Origin of the sequence: Pseudomonas sp. Mn2068, assembly GCF_049319725.1 — a bacterium.
Classification (GTDB): domain Bacteria; phylum Pseudomonadota; class Gammaproteobacteria; order Pseudomonadales; family Pseudomonadaceae; genus Aquipseudomonas; species Aquipseudomonas gingeri.
The window spans coordinates 183,365-203,094 of record NZ_JBMOUG010000008.1 but is presented as its reverse complement, the minus strand read 5'-3'; the positions used below and the strand labels follow the sequence as shown (position 1 = coordinate 203,094).

Genomic DNA, 19,730 nt, shown 5'->3' with positions numbered 1-19,730 from the left:
GCGCGTTTGGCAGGGAACGATCGCCGTGCCTGATCGTCTCACCACACGCTGGCCATAATGGACATCAGGGCAGAAAGGCGGTTTTTGATCGGCGAGCGCAGGATTGAAAAACGCGGCTACGCTGGATGTCACCGTATTTTCCATCTGAACAGGTTTCTCCGGTTGATGAGCTCTCTCGCCTATCGAAAGGATATCGACGGCTTGCGTGCTGTAGCGGTCATCGCAGTTGTGCTGTTTCATTTTGATGTTCCTGGATTCACCGGCGGTTTCGTCGGCGTCGACGTGTTTTTCGTGATCTCCGGTTACCTCATCACCTCGATCATCTGGCGCGAGCGTCAGGACGGACGTTTCAGTCTCGTCGAGTTCTGGAGCCGGCGTGCCCGGCGTATCCTGCCGGCACTGTTCGTTATGATGCTGGCGAGTCTGGTGGCCGGGTGGTTTCTGCTGGCCCCCAAGGACTACGACGAGCTGGGACGCTCTGTTCACTACCAGGTGATTTTCACTTCCAACCTGTTGTTCGCGCGTCAAGATGGCTATTTCGAGACGGCGTCCGATCTCAAGCCGCTGCTGCATACCTGGTCGTTATCGATCGAAGAGCAGTTCTACGTCATTTTTCCGCTCCTGCTGATGTTGCTGTCGAGTCGCTTGAAGTATTGGCGCATGGCCTTGTTCCTGTTGCTGCTGATGTCTTTTGCCATGAGTCAGTGGACGCTAGGCCTCTCTCCGCAAAAAGCCTTTTACCTCTTGCCCATGCGCGCCTGGGAGTTGCTGGCAGGCGTGGTGTTGGCGGTCATGCCTGTCGGGCAACGTATCAGCCTGATAAAGGCCCAGGCCGTCAGCGTGTTCAGCCTGGGGCTGATCCTGCTGGCGGTGTTTGCTTATGATTCGGGCACCTCCTTTCCCGGGGCTGCGGCCTTGTTACCGGTAGTGGGCGCGGCTGGCCTGATCTGGGCCAACGGCCAGCAGGCAACCCTGGTGGGCCAGGTGCTGGGCAGTCGTTTGCTGGTAGGCGTCGGGTTGATTTCCTACTCCTGGTACCTGTGGCACTGGCCGGTGCTGGTGTTTGGCAAGTACGCCAGTGTCTACGGCCTGGGGGCCTGGGGGCTTGCCGGCCTGTTCATTTTGAGCCTGGTGCTGAGTTATGGATCCTGGCGGTTTGTCGAGGTGCCGTTTCGTGAGCGACGCTTGTTGGCCGGTCGCCGGCAGATCCTCTTGGTGTCTGGTGTGGCCATCCTCGGCCTGGGCCTGTTGGGAAAGAGCCTGGGTTGGGCCGCCGGTGTTCCCTGGCGGCTGTCACCCCAGGCGCTGCAATATGCCCAGGCGCGCACCTGGAGTCCCGAGCTGATGAGCTGCCTCTCGGATGACAAGAAACGCGATCGCCCGTTCTGCCACTTCGGTCCGCAACCTCAAGCGGCGCGCGCGCTGGTCTGGGGGGATAGCCATGCCGCGGCGTTGATTCCGGCCCTGGAAGATGAAGCGCGCAAGCACGGCGTCAACATTACCCATGCCGCCTATTCCGGGTGCCTGCCTTTCAGCAGGAGCGAAAGCACCCCGGGTTGTGCGCGCTTCAACCAGCGTGTAGCCCGGGCGCTGGACGAGGAAAAGTACAGCGACGTGGTGCTGGTCGGACGCTGGAGCCTGTACGTCTATGGGCAACGCTCGGGTGATACCGGGCCTGCCCTGATGGACCCGGCAACCGGGAAATACGACCGGGCCGTCGCCGAGCGGCGTTTCGCCGAAGGCATGGGGAACCTGGTGCGGCAGTTGCGCGGCGCTGGTCATCGGGTCTGGCTGGTCAAGGAAGTCCCGCTGCAGGACTTCAGTGTGCCTTATCGTCTCAGTCGCCTGGCGATGGTGGGGCTGCCCATCAACAGTGAGGGCATAGCCCTGGCGGAGCATCTCAAGCGTCAGGCCTATATCGATGCGCTGTTCGTGCAACTGGCTGATGCCGATCCCGAAGTGGAGTTGCTGGATCCTGCGCCGAAATTGTGCGACGCAATCGCCGGGTGCCGGGTCGAGCTTGATGGCCGCTCGTTGTACTCCGATGACAACCATCTCTCCGACGTGGGATCGCGGTATGTCGAGGCGTTCCTTGAGCCCTTGTTCACCACCTTGCGCAATCAAACCGTGACGGGGCGTCTTTAGCGGGAATGGCTGGCAAGGATATGCAATAAGCTGCCAGCGGTCGTAAGAGCAGGTAGGATGTACGCCTATTTTACGGGTGCATGGTTAATGAAATTCAAGGATCTTCGGGATTTCGTGCAGCAACTTGAGCAGCGCGGAGAGTTGAAACGTATCCAGGTGCCGGTTTCCCCAGTCCTGGAGATGACTGAAATTTGTGACCGTACCCTGCGCAAGAAGGGGCCGGCCCTGCTGTTCGAAAAGCCTACCGGCTTCGATATTCCCGTGCTCGGCAACCTGTTCGGCACGCCGGAGCGCGTGGCCATGGGCATGGGTGCCGAGGCGGTCGGCGAGCTGCGGGAAATAGGCAAGCTGCTGGCGTTCCTCAAGGAACCCGAGCCGCCGAAGGGGCTGAAGGATGCCTGGTCCAAGCTGCCGATCTTCCGCAAGATCATTGCCATGGCGCCCAAGGTGGTCAAGGACGCGGTCTGCCAGGAGGTGGTCATCGAAGGCGATGATGTCGACCTCGGCATGTTGCCGGTCCAGCATTGCTGGCCGGGCGACGTCGCGCCACTGATCACCTGGGGCCTGACGGTCACCAAGGGGCCGAACAAGGATCGCCAGAACCTTGGCATCTACCGCCAGCAGGTGATTGCCCGCAACAAGGTGATCATGCGCTGGCTCAGCCATCGTGGCGGCGCGCTGGATTACCGCGAGTGGTGCGAAAAGCACCCGGGCCAGCCGTTCCCGGTGTCCGTGGCCCTGGGCGCGGACCCGGCGACCATCCTCGGCGCGGTCACGCCGGTGCCGGACAGCCTGTCCGAGTACGCCTTTGCCGGCCTGCTGCGGGGCAATCGCACCGAGCTGGTGAAATGCCGTGGCAATGACCTGCAGGTCCCGGCCACCGCGGAGATCGTCCTGGAAGGCGTGATCCATCCGGGCGAGATGGCCCCGGAAGGCCCCTATGGCGACCACACCGGCTACTACAACGAAGTCGACAGCTTCCCGGTGTTCACCGTCGAGCGCATCACCCACCGGATCAAGCCGATCTACCACAGCACCTACACCGGACGGCCGCCGGATGAACCGGCGATCCTCGGCGTGGCGCTGAACGAAGTGTTCGTGCCGATCCTGCAGAAGCAGTTCCCGGAAATCACCGACTTCTACCTGCCGCCCGAAGGCTGCTCGTACCGCATGGCCGTCGTGACCATGAAGAAGTCGTATCCGGGCCACGCCAAGCGCGTGATGCTGGGTGTCTGGTCGTTTTTGCGACAGTTCATGTACACCAAGTTCGTTATCGTCACCGACGACGATATCAACGCCCGGGACTGGAACGACGTGATCTGGGCCATTACCACGCGCATGGACCCCAAGCGCGACACGGTGATGATCGACAACACGCCGATCGACTACCTCGACTTCGCCTCGCCGGTTTCCGGCCTGGGGTCGAAGATGGGACTGGATGCCACCCACAAGTGGCCCGGCGAAACCACGCGCGAGTGGGGCCGGGTGATCGTCAAGGATGAGGCCGTGACCCGGCGGATCGATGCCATGTGGAACCAGTTAGGAATAGATTGATGCGTGTGACCTTGCAGCCCACCGGAGCCGTGCTCGAGATACGGCCCGGCGAGCGGATTCTCGATGGTGCCCGGCGACTGGGCTACGACTGCCCGCAGAGCTGTCGCAATGGCAATTGCCATGTCTGCGCGGCGTTGCTGGTGGAAGGGCGGGTCGAGCAGGCGGGCGATGTGCGTGACCATGGCGAGTTCTACACTTGTATTGCCGAGCCCCTGGAAGATTGCGTGGTGCTCTGGGATGGTGTTCTCGCCCTGGGAGAGCTGCCGGTGCGTAGCCTTGCGTGTCAGTTGACCGAATGCGCGGAAATCGGTGGCGATGTCTGGCGGGTGCGCCTGCGGGCCCCGGCGGGCAAGCCGCCACGTTATCACGCCGGGCAATACCTGATGATCGAGCGCGACAGCGGCGAGAAATCGGCGTTTTCCCTGGCCTCGGCGCCTCACGCCGGGCGTGACCTGGAGCTGCATGTGCTGGTGCGCGAAGCCAGTGCGCAGAACCTGATCGAGCAGTTGCAGCGCAACGGGATGGCCCGGGTCGAGTTGCCGTTCGGCGATACCCACCTGGCGGAACTGCCGGACGGCCCGCTGGTGCTGATCGCCGCAGGTACCGGTATGGCGCAGATGCACAGCCTGATCGAGCATTGCCGCTCTGCTGGCTTCCAGCATCCGGTACACCTGTACTGGGGCGTGCGCCGGCCCGAGGATTTCTACGAGCTGGAACACTGGGACGAATGGAAGACGCTGCCCAACCTGTTCCTGCACAAGGTGGTCAGCGATCTGTGCGGCTGGGAAGGCCGTTGTGGCATGCTGCACGAGGCGGTCTGCGAGGACATCGCCGATCTGTCGAGCGTGCAGGTCTATGCCAGCGGCTCACCGGCGATGATCTATGCGACGCTGGACGCGCTGGTGGAGGCCGGAATGGATGCCCACCAGATGCGCGCCGACGTGTTTGCCTACGCGCCCAGGCCCTGACCGCGGCAGGCGGTGTTGCCCCGGTGGGTGGTTCGGAGGCTCAGAACCGCACCCCCGTGGTAATCATCGCCGCATTGAAACCCAGAAATACCAGTTCGGTCGCCAGCGGCCCGTAATGGGCGCCGACCGACGGAATGATCACGGGCGCCACGCCCAGGCGATTCAACGGGATCTTGTCGCGGTACTCACCGCGATATCCCTGTAGCAACCCTCCCGTCACCTTCGCATACAGCGGATAACGCGAGCTGTCGAAACGCTGGCCGACGTAGCCGTAGTACGAACGCTGGCTGAACGAGTTGCGAAAGGTCGCCGCGCCATACACCCATCCCGACGCTTCATGGCGTTCCAGACCGATCAGGTCCTGGCGATTGTTGTGCTCGGGGTCCGGCGAATAGTGTCGGGTATACAGGCTGGTCTGGGCGTACCAGAAGCCTTTTTCCCCAGGTGCTTCCTGGACGGCGTACGCCACGCCGGTCGAGCCCAGCAGCAGGGTGAGAACCAGAGTGAAGGTCGATGTGTTCATGAGCGCAGGCCTTTCGTGGTGTGCGGCGATTAAAGAAGTGGCCGTTATACGAAGCCGGGCAATGGGTTGTCAGACCCTGGAGTCTGAAAAGGATGTAGGGTTTTTTACCGATACTGCATTTAGCTTATATATATTCGATTCCGATATTTAATTTCTTTGTTACATATCATTAAGCTATATGACATCGGACTACCGGCTTTGTATCTGCCAATCATCAACACAATGACCGACACCGTTCGCCACACGGACCGATCGTGCGAACTCGGGGCAAGACGCCCCGACTTTGGATTCCAAGGGGAGCGGTATGGGGAGCAACACGCAACACCGGCTGTACTCGGCGATTTTGTCTGCGCATTTGCTGACCGCCGCAGGCGCAATAACCTTCAGTGCGGCGGCTGCCGCCGAGTCTGATAACACCACGGCCGACGCGCCGATACTCGACACCGTGATTGTCACCGGCACCCGCGCCCAGGAGCGCACGGCCAGCGCATCGCTGTCACCCATCGACGTGATCAGCGGCGACAGCCTGCGCAGCAGCGGTTCGGATGAACTGGGCACCGTGCTGGCACGGCTGATTCCATCGATCAACTTCCCCCGCCCGAGCCTGGTGGACGGCGCCGAACTGGTGCGTCCGGCACAACTGCGCGGGCTGTCGCCGGACCAGGTACTGGTGCTGGTCAACGGCAAGCGACGCCATACCAGCGCCTTCGTCAACCTGGGGGGAGCGGTGGGCCGGGGTTCGGCCCCGGCCGACCTGAATGCGATCCCGCTGTCGGCGGTCGACCATATCGAGGTGCTGCGCGATGGCGCGTCCGCCCGTTATGGCTCCGACGCCATTGCCGGGGTGATCAACGTGATCCTCAAGAGCACCGATCATGGCGGCTCGATCTCCAGCAAGTTCGGCGAATACAAGAAGGGCGACGGCATCCAGCGCCAGATCGGCGGCAACAGCGGCTTTGCCCTGGGCGACAACGGCTTCTTCAATCTCTCCGGCGAAGGCGCCGACAACGACTATACCAACCGCGCCGGCAAGGATTACCGTCCGGCCAGCATCGGTTCGACGACCTACGGCCAGCAGGTATTCCGCCAGGGCGAGCCGTCGACCAACGAAGGCAAGCTGCAGTTCAACTCTGCCTACAGCTTCAACGATGCCGCCGAACTCTACAGCTTTGGCGGCTACAGTAAGCGTCGGGGCGAAACCGCGGCGTTCTACCGGGCCAGCAATGCCTCGAACAACATCCCGGCGATTTTCCCCAACGGCTACCTGCCGCTGATTCACGGCAACCTCGAGGACACCTCGCTGGTGGTTGGCCTGCGCGGCCTGCTGGCGGACGACTGGCACTACGACCTGTCGGCCAACTACGGCAAGAACCAGTACGAGCTGAGCACCGAGACCATCAACACCTCGCTGGGCCTGAACAGCCCGCGCAAGTTCGATAACGGCACCCTGAGCAACGACCAGCGCCAGTTGAACTTCGACCTGTCGCGGGAATTCAACCTCGGCTGGCTGCCGTATCCAGTATCCGTGGCGGTGGGGGCCGAGTACCTGCGTCAGGGCTACCAGATCAGCGCCGGCCAGCCGGAGTCCTACTACCAGACCGGCAGCTCCGGCCTTGGCGGTTTCCGCGCGGCCGATGCCGGCAGTTATTCGCGGCACAACTTCGCCCAGTACCTGGACCTGGAAACCAACTTCACCGAGAAACTCAGCGCCTCGGCGGCGGTACGTCATGAGGACTACAGCGATTTCGGCTCGAATGTCAGCGGCTCGTTGTCGGCGCGCTACGACTTCACCCCGCAGGTGGCCGTGCGCGGCAGCATCTCCAACGGTTTCCGCGCGCCATCCCTGGCCCAGCAGAACTTCACCTACACCTCGTCGCAACTGATCGGCCCGACTATTCAGGAGGCCGGCACCTTCGCGGCCAACAGCCAGGTGGCGCGCCTGCTCGGGGCCGAGGACCTGAAGGCGGAGAAATCGCGTAACTACAGCCTCGGCCTGGTGCTGGAGCCGACGGACAACCTGACGGTCACCGCCGATGTCTACCGCATCGATATCCGCGACCGGATCAGCCTGTCGTCCAACCTGGTGCTGAACAACGCGGCGATCAACTACCTGCAGGCCAACGGTGTGGGCAATATCAACTACACCAGCGCCCGCTACTTCACCAATGCCACGAATACCAGCACCAGCGGTATCGACCTGGTCGCCAACTATCGCTACCAGCTGGATAACGGCGTGCGCTGGAACAGCACCCTGGGCTACAACTACAACCACACCAAGGTCACCGACGTGAAGGACAATCCGGCGATCCTCAACCAGCTCGGGGTCAACCTGGTGCGGGTCGATCGCCGGGAAAAGCTCGGCCTGCTGGGTGACACCACGCCACAGCACAAGCTGACCTTCGGCAACGACCTGAGCTTCGGCAACTGGGTGCTGCACAGCAACCTGGTGCGCTATGGCGAATTCACCAGCTACCAGGCCGATGCGATCAACGACCAGACCTTCAAGGCGGCATGGCTGCTGGACCTGGCGGCGGACTACAAGCTCAAGCAGTGGACCTTCACCCTGGGTGGTGACAACGTCACCGACAAGTACCCGGAAAAGCTCAGCGCCTACGCGAACAGCGGCGGCAACCTGGCCTACAGCACTTATTCGCCGTACGGTTACAGCGGTGCGTTTTATTACGGTAAAGTGACTTACAACTGGTAACTATTTCAGGAGCTCCACGCGATTCGTCATGGCTGTCACAGATCCTGCGTTGTTGAGTCTGGCCTATCCGCCGCGCCTTGAGCTGGGGGCGCAGCTGACCCACGAACAATTGCTCAGCTCGATGCAAGCCACCATGGCCCGGCACAAGGGCGGGCCGGTCTGGCTCTTCGCCTACGGCTCGCTGATCTGGCGTCCGGAGTGTTCGGCGGCGGAGCGGGTGCGCGGCCGGGTCCACGGTTATCACCGTGGCCTGTACCTGTGGTCCCACGAGCACCGCGGGACGCCGGAGTTGCCGGGGCTGGTGTTCGGGCTGGATCGCGGGGGGTCTTGCAGTGGTTTTGCCTATCGGCTGCCGGAGGAGCAACTGGAGGCGTCGCTCTACGCCTTGTGGCAGCGGGAGATGCCGGTGCCGTCCTACCGGCCGCACTGGCTCAATTGCCGCCTGGAGAATGGCCAGACGGTCCAGGCCCTGGGCTTTGTGCTGGAGCGGCACCTGCCCAGCTATGCCGGCAACCTGCCCGACAGTGTGCTGACCCAGGTGCTGCAGAGCGCTTGCGGACGCTACGGCACCACCCGTGACTATGTCGAGCAGACCGCCAGCGCCTTGCGCAGCCACGCCATGCCGGATCGTAATCTGGAGGCGCGGCTCAAGCGCTGCCGTTCAGGCGCGCATTAGGCAATGGCTTCGCGGCTCTGGCTGGCGACCTGCTTGTGCCACAGGGTCGGGGCCAGGAACGCCATGGACAGCAGGCAGGCCGCGACCAGCAGGACAAAACCGCCGTCCCAGCCGAAGTGGTCCACGGTGTAGCCCATGGCCGCGCTCGCGGCGACCGAGCCACCCAGGTAGCCGAACAGCCCGGTAAAGCCGGCGGCCGTGCCCGCGGCCTTTTTCGGCGCCAGTTCCAGGGCCTGCAGACCGATCAGCATCACCGGACCGTAGATCAGGAAGCCGATGGAGAACAGCGCGATCATGTCGATGGTCGGGTGGCCGGCCGGGTTGAGCCAGTACACCAGCGTCGCCACGGTCACCAGGCCCATGAATACCATGCCGGTCAGGCCGCGGTTGCCGCGGAAGATCTTGTCCGACATCCAGCCGCACAGCAGCGTGCCCGGGATCCCCGCCCACTCGTAGAAGAAATACGCCCACGAGGTCTTGTCGACGTCGAAGTGCTTGGCTTCCTTGAGGTAGGTCGGTGCCCAGTCCAGTACGCCGTAGCGCAGCAGGTAGACAAAGACGTTGGCCATGGCGATGTACCAGAGCATCTTGTTGCGCAGCACGTACTTGACGAAGATTTCCTTGGCGCTGAATTCGTCTTCGTGGCTGGCGTTGTAGCCTTCCGGGTAGTCGTTCCTGTACTTCTCGATCGGCGGCAGGCCGACCGACTGCGGGGTATCGCGCATGGTGATGAAGGCGAAGGCCGCGACGGCCAGGGCCACGGCCGCCGGGACGTAGAACGCCGCGTGCCAGTCATTGAACAGGCCCATGCCGAGCAGGAACAGCGGACCGATCAGGCCGCCGCCGACGTTGTGCGCCACGTTCCACACCGAGACCACGCCGCCGCGTTCCTTCTGCGACCACCAGTGCACCATGGTCCGCCCGCTTGGCGGCCAGCCCATGCCCTGGGCCCAGCCGTTGATGAACAGCAGGATAAACATCATGGTCACGCTGGACGTCGCCCAGGGCGCGAAACCGAAAATGAACATCACCCCGGCGGACACCAGCAGGCCGAAGGGCAGGAAGTAGCGCGGGTTGGAGCGGTCGGACACCAGGCCCATGAGGAACTTCGACAGGCCGTAGGCGATGGCGATCGCCGACATCGCCAGGCCCAGCTCGCCGCGGCTGTAGCCTTCGTCGATCAGGTACGGCATGGCCAGGGAGAAGTTCTTGCGCAACAGGTAGTAGCCGGCGTAACCGAAGAAGATCCCGGCGAAGATCTGCCAGCGCAGGCGGCGGTAGGTACTGTCTATTTTTTCCTCAGGCAGGGGCGCCTGATGTGCGGCAGGTCGAAAGAAGGCAAACATTCAAGAGCTCCAGATTTCTTGTTTTGACTGCGGATGCGAATGTTACATTTTCGTTACCGAAAATAGCAGGCTTTCGCATTCACAAAAGTCAGAAATGGATGACTCTCGATGTTGTTTTATGAACATGTCGCCGAGGGGCAGGCAGGAGGCGTTTCTGGAGGATGGATGTTGCCGGATATTTCCAGATTGATGGCCGTCCTGCAGGAGCGGGCAAGCCCGCCCCTACGGTTCAACGTACCTGGACCACCACCTTGCCCACGGCCTTGCGCTGGCCGAGGTCGTTGATGGCCTGGGCCGCGTCGGCCAGCGGATAGGTCTGGGACACCAGCGGCTTGAGCTTGCCCTCGGCGAACCAGGCGAACAGCTGCTGGAAGTTCGCCGCGTTGTCCTGAGGCTGACGCTGGGCGAACGAGCCCCAGAACACGCCGACCACCGCCGCGCCCTTGAGCAGGGCCAGGTTCACCGGCAGCTCGGGGATGCGCCCACTGGCAAAACCGACCACCAGCAACCGGCCGTTCCAGGCAATGGCGCGCACGGCCTGGTCGAACAGGTCGCCGCCCACCGGATCGTAGATCACGTCGGCGCCATTGCCGTCGGTCAGGCGCCTGATCTCGTCCTTCAGGCTGGTTTCGCTGTAGTTGATCAGTTCATCGGCCCCGGCGGCCTTGGCCACCGCCAGTTTCTCCGCGCTGCTGGCGGCGGCGATGACCCGCGCGCCCATCGCCTTGCCGATTTCCACGGCGGCCAGGCCTACGCCGCCGGAAGCCCCCAGCACCAGCAGGGTTTCGCCCGGCTGCAACTGCGCGCGTTGTTTCAGCGCGTGCATCGAGGTGCCGTAGGTCATGCTGAAGGCCGCGGCGCTGGTGAAGTCCATCGCGGCGGGAATCGGCAGCACGTTGTAGCCCGGCACCGCCACTTCCTCGGCGAAGCTGCCCCAGCCGGTCAGGGCCATGACCCGGTCGCCGACCTTGAGGTGGCTGATCTTTTCCCCCACGGCCGCGACCACGCCGGCAGCTTCACCGCCGGGCGAGAATGGGAAGGGCGGCTTGAACTGGTATTTGCCCTCGATGATCAGCGTATCCGGGAAGTTCACCCCGGCGGCGTGCACCTGCAACAGGATTTCGTTCTTTTTCGGCGTCGGACTCGCGACCTCTTCCAGCACCAGCGTTTCGGCGGGGCCGAAGGCTTTGCACAGCACGGCTTTCATCGGGCTATTCCTTTGGGAGTGATGGCCGATAAGTGTAGGTGTGTGAGTCAACGGGTCAACGAGCATGCCCTGGCCTGATAGTCGGTTATAAGCTTTGTGCTTGGGCTCGACGGCGGGGATCGATATGCTAGGCCGCAAACCGGATAAGGAGCGAATTGTGAAAGCGTGGATCATGTTGATGTTGGCCTTGTCGCTACCGATGGCGGCAATGGCGGAAGAGGCCAAGGAAGGTGAAGCGGCGGGTCCCAAGGTCAGCTATATCAGCCTGACGCCACCGTTCGTCGGCAATTATGGCCTGGACGGCAGCCCCAAGCTCAAGGTCTACAAGGCCGATGTCGCCTTGCGTGTGACGGGTGACGCCGCGGCCCAGGCGGTCAAGGCCAACGAGCCGTTGATCCGCAACCAGCTGGTGGCGCTGTTCGCCCAGCAGAGCACCGAGTCGATGAGCAATGTCGACGCCAAGGAAAAGATGCGCCAGGAAGCCCTGAAGCAGGTCCAGCAGGTATTGAGCGACGAGACCGGCAAGCCGCAGGTGGAAGACCTGCTGTTCAACAACCTGATCGTGCAGTGATCCGGGATTTGTAGTGTCCGCTCCAGCTTTTCGCGGGCTTGCCCGCGAAGAGGCCCTTGGTCGCGACAACAAGCCGTGCTCCCGTTTCAGGACGCCAGGCTCTTGCGAAACCGCGCCAGCGCAATCGCGAAGAACACCAGCCCGATGCCCGCCAGCGCCAGCACATCGGGCCACACCACGCTGATTCCCGCATCGCGAAACAGGATCGCCGCGCCGAGGCTGACGAAGTGCGTCGACGGCGAACCCTGCATCACCCATTGCAGCCATTCGGGCATGCTGTCCAGCGGCGTGCTGCCGCCGGACAGCAACAGCATGGGAATGATCACCGGGATCGCCAGCAAGCCGAATTGCGGTGTCGAACGCGCCAGGGTCGCGAGAAAAATGCCCAGCGCCGTGCTGGCGAACAGATACAGCGCCGTCACCCCGAGGAACAACCCCAGCGAACCGGCCAGCGGCACGCCGAGGGCGCCCTTGACGATCACTTCCAGGGAAATCCAGGTGCAGATCACCACCACCAGCAGGTTGCTCCAGATCTTCGCCAGCATGATTTCCAGGGCGGTCAGCGGCAGCACCAGCAGGTGGTCGAGGGTGCCGTGCTCGCGTTCGCGCAACAGCGCGGTGCCGGTGAGGATGATCGCCAGGATGGTGATGTTGTTGACGATCTGGATCACTGCCAGGAACCAGCCGCCTTCCAGGTTCGGGTTGAACAGCGCGCGGCTGGCGAGCAGCACCGGCGCCTTGCCGGCGGCGTCGGCCTGGCCGCCATAGCCCAGCAGTTCACGCTGGAAGATCCGTCCGATATAGCCGGCGCCCATGAACGCCTGGCTCATCGCGGTGGCATCGACATTGACCTGCACCGCGGGTTGTCGCCCGGCCAGCAGGTCGGCCTGGAAATTCGCCGGCACGTTGATCACGAATGTGTACTGGCCGCTGTCCAGGGCCTGGTCCAGCCGGTCGTAGGCCAGTGGCGCGGGGCGCTGGAATTCCGGTGGCTGCAAGGCTTCGCCGAGCTGGCGCGAGAGGGCGCTGTGGTCCTCGTCCACCAGGGCGACACTGGCGTTGTGCACGCCGATCACCGAGCCGGCGGCCGGCATGTAGATCGCCACGCTGAAGGCGTACAGCAGGAACAGCAACAGTACGCTGTCATGGCGCAGGCTGGTCAGCTCCTTCAGGCCGAGACGCAGGATATGGGCAAGCTTGTGCATCACGCCTCCTGTTTCTTGAGCATGACCAGGCTCAGGCCGGTGAAGGCCACGAAGAACCCGGCCAAGGTCAGGCACTGCGGCCAGAGCTGGCGCAGGTCCAGGGCCTTGGTGAAGGTGCCGACGGCGATATCGAGGAAGTGCCCGGCGGGAAAGAGCATGCCCATCAGCGCCGCGGCGCCCTCCAGGGACGAGCGTGGCACGATCAGCCCGGAAAACTGGATGGTCGGCAGGCTGGTGATGATCATGGTGCCGAGGATCGCGGCGATCTGGGTGCGGGTAAACGCCGAGATCAGCAGGCCCATGCTGGTGGTCGCCAGCACATAGAGCAGGCCGCCGAACGCCAGGGCCAGGCCGCTGCCCTTGAACGGCACGCCGAACAGCCAGCGATTCATCGCCACCAGCAGGCCCAGGTTGACCAGGCTCACCGCCAGGTACGGCGCCTGCTTGCCGAGCAGGAATTCCAGGCGGGTCAGCGGCGTGGCGTAGAAGTTGGTGATCGAGCCCAGTTCCTTCTCGCGGACAATGCCCAAGGCGGTGAGCATGGCCGGGATGAAGGCCAGGATCAGCGCCATGACGCCGGGGCCGATGGCGTTCACGCTGACCACGTCCTGGTTGTAGCGAAAGCGGGTTTCCAGGCGGGCGGCCGGTCGGTTGTCCAGGGCCGGGCTGCCTTGGGCGGCCCCCTGTTCGAGATTGGCCTGGTGCACCGCCTCGACATAGTTGCGACTGGTCTCGGCACGAAACGGCATGCCGCCGTCCAGCCAGGCGGCGACCGTCGGCTGGCGCCCGGCGTACAGGTCGCGGCCGAAGCCCGGCGGGATCTCCAGGGCCAGCTTGATCTCCGAGCGTTGCAGGCGTGTGTGCAATTGCGCGGCATCGCGGATCGGCGTCTGTTCGGCGAAGTAGCGGGAACTGCGAAAGGCTTCGAGGTAGGCCCGGCTTTGCGGGGTCTGGTCCTGGTCGTAGACGGCAAAGGCGAGTTTTTCCACGTCCAGAGAAATCCCGTAGCCGAAGATCACCATCATGAACAGCGCGCCGAGCAGGGCAAAGGCCAGGCGCACCTTGTCCCGCAGCAGTTCCTTGCCCTCGCGGCTGGCGACCGCCAGCAGGCGCGCAAGGCTGAAGCCGCTGCCGTTGGATGACGCGGCAGCCGGGGCAGCCGGCGTTTCTGTCGTGGGGGCCGGCGCTTCAGGCGTGGCGCTGTCCTGTGCCTGTTCCAGGCAGCGGACGAATGCCGCTTCCAGGGTCTCGCCCTGGAACTGTCGTTGCAGGGCGTCCGGGGTATCGCAGGCCAGGACTCGCCCCGCGTGCATCAGCGAGATGCGGTCGCAGCGCCGGGCTTCGTTCATGAAATGGGTCGAGAGGAAGATCGTCACCCCCTGTTCCCGGGACAACTCGACCAGCAGCCGCCAGAAGTCGTCCCGTGCCGCCGGATCGACGCCCGAGGTCGGCTCGTCGAGGATCAGCACTTCCGGGCGATGCAGCACCGCCACCGCCAGGGACAGGCGTTGCCGCAGGCCCAGGGGCAGGGCGGCGGAGGGCTGGTCGGCGATCTCGCCGAGGTCGAAGCGCTGGATCAGTTCCTGGATGCGCGCGGTGCTGTCGGCCTTGGGCAGGTCGAACAGGCGGGCATGCAGTTCGAGGTTCTGCCGGCTGCTCAGCTCGCCATACAGCGAGAAGCTCTGGGACATGAAGCCGACGCGCTTGCGGGTCGCCAGGTCCCGGGCATCCACGGGTTTGCCGAGCAGCCGGGCGCTGCCTTCGCTGGCCGGCATCAGGCCGGTCAGGACCTTCATGGTGGTGGTCTTGCCGCAGCCGTTGGAGCCGAGGAAGCCGAAAATCTCGCCCCGGCCGATGGCAAAGCTGACCTTGTTCACCGCGGTGAAGTCGCCGAAGCGCAGGGTCAGGTCGTGGGCCTCGATGGCGATATCGATCTGGCTGTTGTCCCGGGGGGCGATGACCAGGGGCCGGTTGTCGCGGCTGCTGTCGCCCTGGAAGTGGGTGAAGGCATCGTCGAGCTTGCCGCTGGCGGTGCTGCCGGCCAGGGTCCGGCTCGGCCCGGCGGCGATCAGCTTGCCGCGATCGAGCATCAGGCAGTGTTCGAACTGCTCGGCCTCCTCCATGTAGGCGGTCGCCACCAGCAGCGTCAATTGCGGGCGTTGGCGGCGGACCTCGTCCACCAGCTCCCAGAAGCGTCGGCGTGACAACGGGTCGACGCCGGTGGTCGGTTCGTCGAGGATCAGCAGGTCCGGTTCGTGGATCAGTGCGCAGCACAGGCCGAGCTTCTGCTTCATGCCGCCGGAGAGTTTGCCCGCCGGTCGCTCGGCGAAGCGTTCGAGGTCGGTGGCGCGCAGCAGGTTGTGCATGCGCTGGTCGCAGTCGGTTTTCGACAGACCGAAGAGCGTGCCGAAGAAGCGGATGTTTTCGCTGATGGACAGTTCCGGGTAGAGGTTGCCACCCAGGCCCTGGGGCATGAAGGCGATACGCGGATAGAGGCTGTTGCGGTGACGCCGGTCGTCGATGGCGCCACCGAGCACTTCGAGCCGGCCCTGCTGGAGTTTCTTGACCCCGGCGATCAGCCCGAGCAGGCTCGATTTACCCGCGCCATCCGGGCCGATCAGCCCGCAGCGGGTGCCGGCCGGCAGGCTGAAACCGATATCCAGCAGCGCCGCCTGCCTGCCGTAGCGATGGCCGATGCCGCTGGCTTGCAGCGCCAGGCCGCTCATTGCAGGTTGGCCGGCCAGTCCGTGGGCGCCGTGCGCACGTAGCCGGCGCCGGGCATGCCGGGTTTGGCCTGGGGCACGGCGGCGGGGTCGGTCAGGCGCAGCTTGACCCGGAACACCAGTTTCTGGCGCTCGTCGCGGGTTTCCACTTCCTTGGGGGTGAACTGCGACTTGGCGGCGACGAAGGCGATTTTCGCCGGCAGGGGTTGTTCGGGCAGGGCGTCGAGCAGTACACGCGCCTCGTCACCCGGGGTCAGGCGGCCGACGACGGAGGCGGGCAGGTAGAGGTTCATGTACTGGTCGCCCGGGTCGATCAGCAGCAGTACGCGACCGCCCGCCCCGAGGACTTCGCCCGGTTCGGCCAGGCGCAGCTGGATGATGCCGTCGATGGGGGCGAGCAGGCTGCTGTCGTCGATTTCGCTGGTCAGTTGGGCAACCTGGGCCTGGGCGGCGCCGATGGAAGCGCTCAGTGCCGCGACCTGGGCCTTGGCGGCCAGGACGGCGGAGTTGCTGGTGTCGTAGCGGGCCTGCTGCTGGTCGAGCAACTGGCCGCTGGCGAACCCGCGCTGGGACAGTTCGCGAAAGCGCTTGAGTTCCTGGCCGGCCAGCAGCAGTTCGCTCTGGCGCAGTTGCACGTTGGCCTGGGCCGCGGCGAAGGTTTCCCGGGCCCGCAGCACTTCGGCCTCGGCCTGGACCCGCTGGGCTTCGAGGGTGCGCGTGTCGATGCGTGCCAGCAGTTGGCCCTTGGTGACCTTGTCGCCTTCGTTGACCAGGACCTCGGCCAGTCGGCCGGGGATCTTGCTGGCGATCTGTACTTCGGTCGCCTCGAGGCGGCCGTTGCCCATGCTCAGGCCTTCGGGCAGGCGGTCATGGAGGGATTTCCAGTAGCCGAAGCCGCCGGCGGCCAACAGCACGATCAGCAGGGAACCGGCGAAAAGACGGGAACGGCGGTGATTCATCGACATTGCTGCATCCTGCATCGGTAGCGTCCTAGTCTGACCGGTTCCGCGCGGTGGCGGCTTGATGCCGGTCAAATGAAGGGCAAGCCTAACCTGATTGGCGGACCGCTGGCAGGGAGAATGTCGTGACCGGGCAGTTCCGCTCGTTTCAGCGCAAGGCCAGGACGGCCGCCCACTGCTGCGGCGTGACCGGCATCACCGACAGCCGGCTGCCTTTCTGTACCAGCGGCATCTGCTCGAGCGCCGCCTGCTGCTTCAGGTAGCCGAGGCCGAGCACCTTGGCGAAGGTTTCCACATGGCCGACCTGCAGCGCGCTCCAGGGATTTTTCTCGGGGGTGGCTTTCGGGTCGTGATAGTGGCTTTGCGGGTCCAGGGCCGTCGGGTCCGGGTAGGCCGCCTCGACGATCTTGCCGATGCCGGCGATCCCCGGTTCCGGGCAACTGGAGTGATAGAAGAAGAACTGGTCGCCGATCGCCATTGCCCGCAGGAAATTGCGCGCCTGATAGTTGCGCACACCGTCCCAGCGGGTCTCGCCGAGCTTGGCCAGACCTTCGATCGAGAGTTCGTCCGGCTCGGACTTCATCAGCCAGTAGGCCATGGTTTTGCTCCTTGGGCAGTTTGTCGGGCAATTTCTTGCACAAACCGACAGTCGGTTGACGTCAGCGTTTGCGTAGCGGTTCACGTTATCGCAAAATGCCGGGATTTTAAGCTTGACGCTGCTGCACGGCCTATAAAGAAAAACCGCTGCTGTCATCGTATGTGATTTGCCTAGGGGGGCAATCGATGAAACGCAAACCGGATTTACTATGGATTTTGGTTATTTTGTTCGGTTTGGGTGTGGTAACCACGGGTTACGCACAGGGCCTGTGGTCGGGCAAGAAAGACGTCCCGGTTGAAATCGTCCAGCACCAGCCCCAGCAATCGACCCTGTTCAAGCGCTGATCCCGTCGCAAGGGCGTCGCCATCCCCGGTGACGCCTCGTCCCCCGTTTATTTCGCGATATACCAGGCACGGTCGCTGACCGTTCCCTGCAGCGGCACGTCCCAACTGGCCTGGTCCAGTCTCCCGACCTTCTGACATTCATGGGCCAGCCCCAGCAGGAGCGGCTTGCGCCAGCTCTGGCGGCGGGACTGATAGGCCAGGCTGCGGTCGTAGAAACCGCCGCCCATGCCCAGCCGTCCCCCCTGCGCATCGAAGCCGACCAGCGGCAACAGCACCAGGTCGAGTGCCCAGACCTTGCGCTGCGCGGCCGGATTGATCCGCGGCTCAAGGATGCGAAAACGGTTGGGGTGGAGCTTTTCCCCCGGACGAATCCGCTGGAACACCATCTTCGTTCGTGGCCAGGCGCTCAGCACCGGCAGGTAGGTGTGCTTGCCGCGGCGCTGGGCTTCACGCAGCAGCAGGCGCGGATCGATTTCACCGTCGGTGGGCAGGTACAGGGAGACATGGCGGGCGCGGCGAAACAGCGGGTGTTGCGCCAGTTGCCGATACAGGCCGCGCGCGGCCTGGCGTTGTTCGCCGGGCGTGAGGGCGCGGCGGGCCTTGCGCAGCAGTCGTCGAAGTTGCGGGCGGGAAAGCGGCGCAGGTTCGCTCATGGGATTCGGCTGTCGGCAATCGAGCGGCCAGGACGGCGGCTCGTGAAAGACCAACGCCGGCGCGATGGCCGGCATTGGACGATAATTCAGGCTCCCCGACGTAGCGCTGTCGGCTTAGCCCTTGAACCCGAAAGTTCAAGGTGGAAGTTACAGTAGACCTTAAGGCTTTCCGTCTAGCGGACATGCACACCGGCCCAACGTGTAACACCCAGGGTAGTGCGAATCGGCTCAGGGACATCACCAACTGGCAAGTACTCCAGGGAGTGACGCCAGTATACCTGAAAGTGGCCGCGGGAATCAGCCCTTGCTGGTATCCGAGTCGGAAGACAGCACCAGATCCACACGATCCAGCAGGTCGCGCACCTGTTCGCGCGTCGAGCCGCTGGCCTGCACATCAGGGCGTTCCTGCTTGTGCAGCAGGTCATGGGTAATGTTCAGCGCGGCCATCACGGCGATGCGATCGGCGCCGATGACTTTTCCGCTGCTGCGGATTTCGCGCATCTTGCCGTCCAGGTAGCGGGCGGCGCTGACCAGGTTGCTGCGTTCTTCCTGGGGGCAGATGATCGAATACTCTTTGTCGAGGATCTGCACGGTAACGTTATTGCTTGAACTCATGAGTCTTGCTCCAGGGCCTTGAGGCGCGAAATCATCGATTCGACCTTACGCCGGGCGATTTCGTTCTTTTCAATAAGGTGTGCGCGCTCCTCGCGCCAGGTTTTTTCCTGAGCTAGTAGGAGTCCGTTTTGGCTTTTAAGTTGCTCGACCCGGGTAATCAGCAGTTCGAGTCTGGCCATCAGCGCGTGCAGGTCGGTGTCTTCCATTCGTTATCTACTTTGGTGTCCACTGAATATGACGAGCGGCATGCAGGTCGTCGCTGGAGCGCTTGGCAAACGAGTTATCCGCCTTGATGGTCTTGGCGTGTTCCCGAATGCTAGGATACAAGGCCTTCATTCTAGACATTGCGCCGTTCGGCGCCTAGCCGCCCATGCCTATTCAGAATTCCCCGTACAACGCCTTTGCCACCCTGCTGAGCACCAGCGGTCATCCGGTCTCTCCCGCCGAACTGCACGGGCTGTTGCTCGGCCGCAGTTGTGCCGGTGCCGGCTTCGAAGCCGACAGCTGGCTGGTGGATGCCGCCGAACTGCTCGAAGGCGAACCGCAGGACAACGTGCGCAACGCCCTGGTCGGCTTGCAGGAGATGGTCAAGGGCGAGCTTACCAGCGACGACATGACCGTTGTCCTGCTGTTGCCGAGCGACGATGCGCCGCTCACCGAGCGGGCGATTGCCCTGGGCCAGTGGTGCCAGGGTTTCCTCGCCGGTTTCGGCCTGACCTACCGCGCCAACGCCCTGAGCATCGAGGCCACCGAGGTGCTGCAGGACCTCGCGGCCATCGCTCAGGTCCAGGACGCGCTGGAAGAGTCCGACGACGGCGAGAACGACTACATGGAAGTCATGGAGTACCTGCGCGTCGCACCGCTGCTGCTGTTCACCGAGGTCAACAAAGCGGTTGAGCCGGCTGCCAAGCCTTCGTTGCACTGAGCCAGGACAGG

18 protein-coding genes and 1 other RNA gene are annotated in these 19,730 nt (G+C 63.6%); 8 read left to right on the top strand and 11 right to left on the bottom strand.

Annotation, left to right across the window (positions count from 1 at the left end):
- The first annotated feature begins 165 nt into the window (after positions 1-165).
- The 3 genes from ACL9RJ_RS19820 to ACL9RJ_RS19810 all read left to right on the top strand — a co-directional run bounded on the left by ACL9RJ_RS19820 (position 166) and on the right by ACL9RJ_RS19810 (position 4,667).
- A complete protein-coding gene (locus ACL9RJ_RS19820) occupies positions 166-2,145 on the top strand; it encodes an acyltransferase family protein (RefSeq protein WP_042935093.1) in 1,980 nt (659 codons plus the stop codon).
- Positions 2,146-2,232: 87 nt separating this feature from the next.
- On the top strand, positions 2,233-3,699 hold the full coding sequence (gene ubiD, locus ACL9RJ_RS19815) for a 4-hydroxy-3-polyprenylbenzoate decarboxylase (RefSeq protein WP_017125452.1): 1,467 nt from the start codon (positions 2,233-2,235) through the stop codon (positions 3,697-3,699).
- A complete protein-coding gene (locus tag ACL9RJ_RS19810; protein WP_017125451.1) occupies positions 3,699-4,667 on the top strand; it encodes a CDP-6-deoxy-delta-3,4-glucoseen reductase in 969 nt (322 codons plus the stop codon). Before ubiD ends, ACL9RJ_RS19810 begins: the two co-directional genes overlap by 1 nt.
- 40 nt (positions 4,668-4,707) lie before the next feature.
- Here the strand turns inward: ACL9RJ_RS19810 and ACL9RJ_RS19805 are convergent, their stop codons facing one another.
- Positions 4,708-5,190 (bottom strand): hypothetical protein, encoded by a 483-nt coding sequence (locus tag ACL9RJ_RS19805; RefSeq protein WP_017125450.1) that lies wholly within the window; start codon positions 5,188-5,190, stop codon positions 4,708-4,710.
- Positions 5,191-5,494: 304 nt separating this feature from the next.
- Here ACL9RJ_RS19805 and ACL9RJ_RS19800 point away from each other — a divergent pair, with 304 nt between their 5' ends.
- Together ACL9RJ_RS19800 and ACL9RJ_RS19795 are read left to right on the top strand one after the other, a co-directional pair.
- Positions 5,495-7,897, top strand: a complete 2,403-nt coding sequence (locus ACL9RJ_RS19800) for a TonB-dependent receptor plug domain-containing protein (protein WP_422765578.1) — start codon at positions 5,495-5,497, stop codon at positions 7,895-7,897.
- A 28-nt stretch (positions 7,898-7,925) separates the two neighbouring features.
- Positions 7,926-8,573 (top strand): gamma-glutamylcyclotransferase, encoded by a 648-nt coding sequence (locus ACL9RJ_RS19795; protein WP_017125448.1) that lies wholly within the window; start codon positions 7,926-7,928, stop codon positions 8,571-8,573.
- On the opposite strand, the gene glpT is transcribed toward ACL9RJ_RS19795, so the two are convergent.
- Together glpT and ACL9RJ_RS19785 are read right to left on the bottom strand one after the other, a co-directional pair.
- A complete protein-coding gene (glpT, locus tag ACL9RJ_RS19790; protein ID WP_017125447.1) occupies positions 8,570-9,919 on the bottom strand; it encodes a glycerol-3-phosphate transporter in 1,350 nt (449 codons plus the stop codon). The two genes, ACL9RJ_RS19795 and glpT, sit on opposite strands and share 4 nt — an antisense overlap.
- A 229-nt stretch (positions 9,920-10,148) precedes the next feature.
- Positions 10,149-11,126 carry an NADPH:quinone oxidoreductase family protein gene (locus ACL9RJ_RS19785; protein WP_177087163.1) on the bottom strand — a complete coding sequence of 326 codons (978 nt, stop codon included), beginning with the start codon at positions 11,124-11,126 and terminating at the stop codon, positions 10,149-10,151.
- Positions 11,127-11,283: 157 nt separating this feature from the next.
- On the opposite strand from ACL9RJ_RS19785, the gene ACL9RJ_RS19780 reads away from it, so the two are divergent.
- Positions 11,284-11,697: a flagellar basal body-associated protein FliL gene (locus ACL9RJ_RS19780; protein WP_017125445.1), complete on the top strand. Its 414-nt coding sequence runs from the start codon at positions 11,284-11,286 to the stop codon at positions 11,695-11,697.
- Positions 11,698-11,783: 86 nt separating this feature from the next.
- Here ACL9RJ_RS19780 and ACL9RJ_RS19775 read toward each other — a convergent pair whose 3' ends face one another.
- From ACL9RJ_RS19775 to ACL9RJ_RS19760, 4 genes are all read right to left on the bottom strand, one after another.
- A complete protein-coding gene (locus ACL9RJ_RS19775; protein WP_017125444.1) occupies positions 11,784-12,902 on the bottom strand; it encodes an ABC transporter permease in 1,119 nt (372 codons plus the stop codon).
- Entirely contained in the window at positions 12,902-15,628 is a 2,727-nt protein-coding gene (gene rbbA, locus ACL9RJ_RS19770) for a ribosome-associated ATPase/putative transporter RbbA (protein ID WP_422765577.1), read from the bottom strand. Before rbbA ends, ACL9RJ_RS19775 begins: the two co-directional genes overlap by 1 nt.
- A complete protein-coding gene (locus tag ACL9RJ_RS19765; protein ID WP_422765576.1) occupies positions 15,625-16,590 on the bottom strand; it encodes an HlyD family secretion protein in 966 nt (321 codons plus the stop codon). The genes rbbA and ACL9RJ_RS19765 overlap by 4 nt, the downstream gene beginning before the upstream one ends.
- 142 nt (positions 16,591-16,732) lie before the next feature.
- Complete coding sequence (locus ACL9RJ_RS19760) at positions 16,733-17,182, bottom strand: EVE domain-containing protein (protein WP_017125441.1); 450 nt, start codon at positions 17,180-17,182, stop codon at positions 16,733-16,735.
- 185 nt (positions 17,183-17,367) lie between these two features.
- Here ACL9RJ_RS19760 and ACL9RJ_RS19755 point away from each other — a divergent pair, with 185 nt between their 5' ends.
- Entirely contained in the window at positions 17,368-17,526 is a 159-nt protein-coding gene (locus ACL9RJ_RS19755) for a hypothetical protein (RefSeq protein ID WP_085983771.1), read from the top strand.
- Between the two features lie 47 nt (positions 17,527-17,573).
- On the opposite strand, the gene ACL9RJ_RS19750 is transcribed toward ACL9RJ_RS19755, so the two are convergent.
- From ACL9RJ_RS19750 to ACL9RJ_RS19735, 4 genes are all read right to left on the bottom strand, one after another.
- A complete protein-coding gene (locus tag ACL9RJ_RS19750; RefSeq protein ID WP_422765574.1) occupies positions 17,574-18,179 on the bottom strand; it encodes a 5-formyltetrahydrofolate cyclo-ligase in 606 nt (201 codons plus the stop codon).
- Between the two features lie 88 nt (positions 18,180-18,267).
- Positions 18,268-18,445, bottom strand: a non-coding RNA gene (gene ssrS, locus ACL9RJ_RS19745) — 6S RNA.
- A gap of 31 nt (positions 18,446-18,476) precedes the next feature.
- On the bottom strand, positions 18,477-18,794 hold the full coding sequence (locus tag ACL9RJ_RS19740) for a cell division protein ZapA (protein WP_017125438.1): 318 nt from the start codon (positions 18,792-18,794) through the stop codon (positions 18,477-18,479).
- Positions 18,791-19,000, bottom strand: coding sequence for a TIGR02449 family protein (locus ACL9RJ_RS19735; protein WP_017125437.1), 210 nt, complete (start codon positions 18,998-19,000; stop codon positions 18,791-18,793). The genes ACL9RJ_RS19740 and ACL9RJ_RS19735 overlap by 4 nt, the downstream gene beginning before the upstream one ends.
- A gap of 164 nt (positions 19,001-19,164) precedes the next feature.
- On the opposite strand from ACL9RJ_RS19735, the gene ACL9RJ_RS19730 reads away from it, so the two are divergent.
- On the top strand, positions 19,165-19,719 hold the full coding sequence (locus ACL9RJ_RS19730; protein ID WP_017125436.1) for a YecA family protein: 555 nt from the start codon (positions 19,165-19,167) through the stop codon (positions 19,717-19,719).
- The last annotated feature ends 11 nt before the right edge of the window (positions 19,720-19,730 follow it).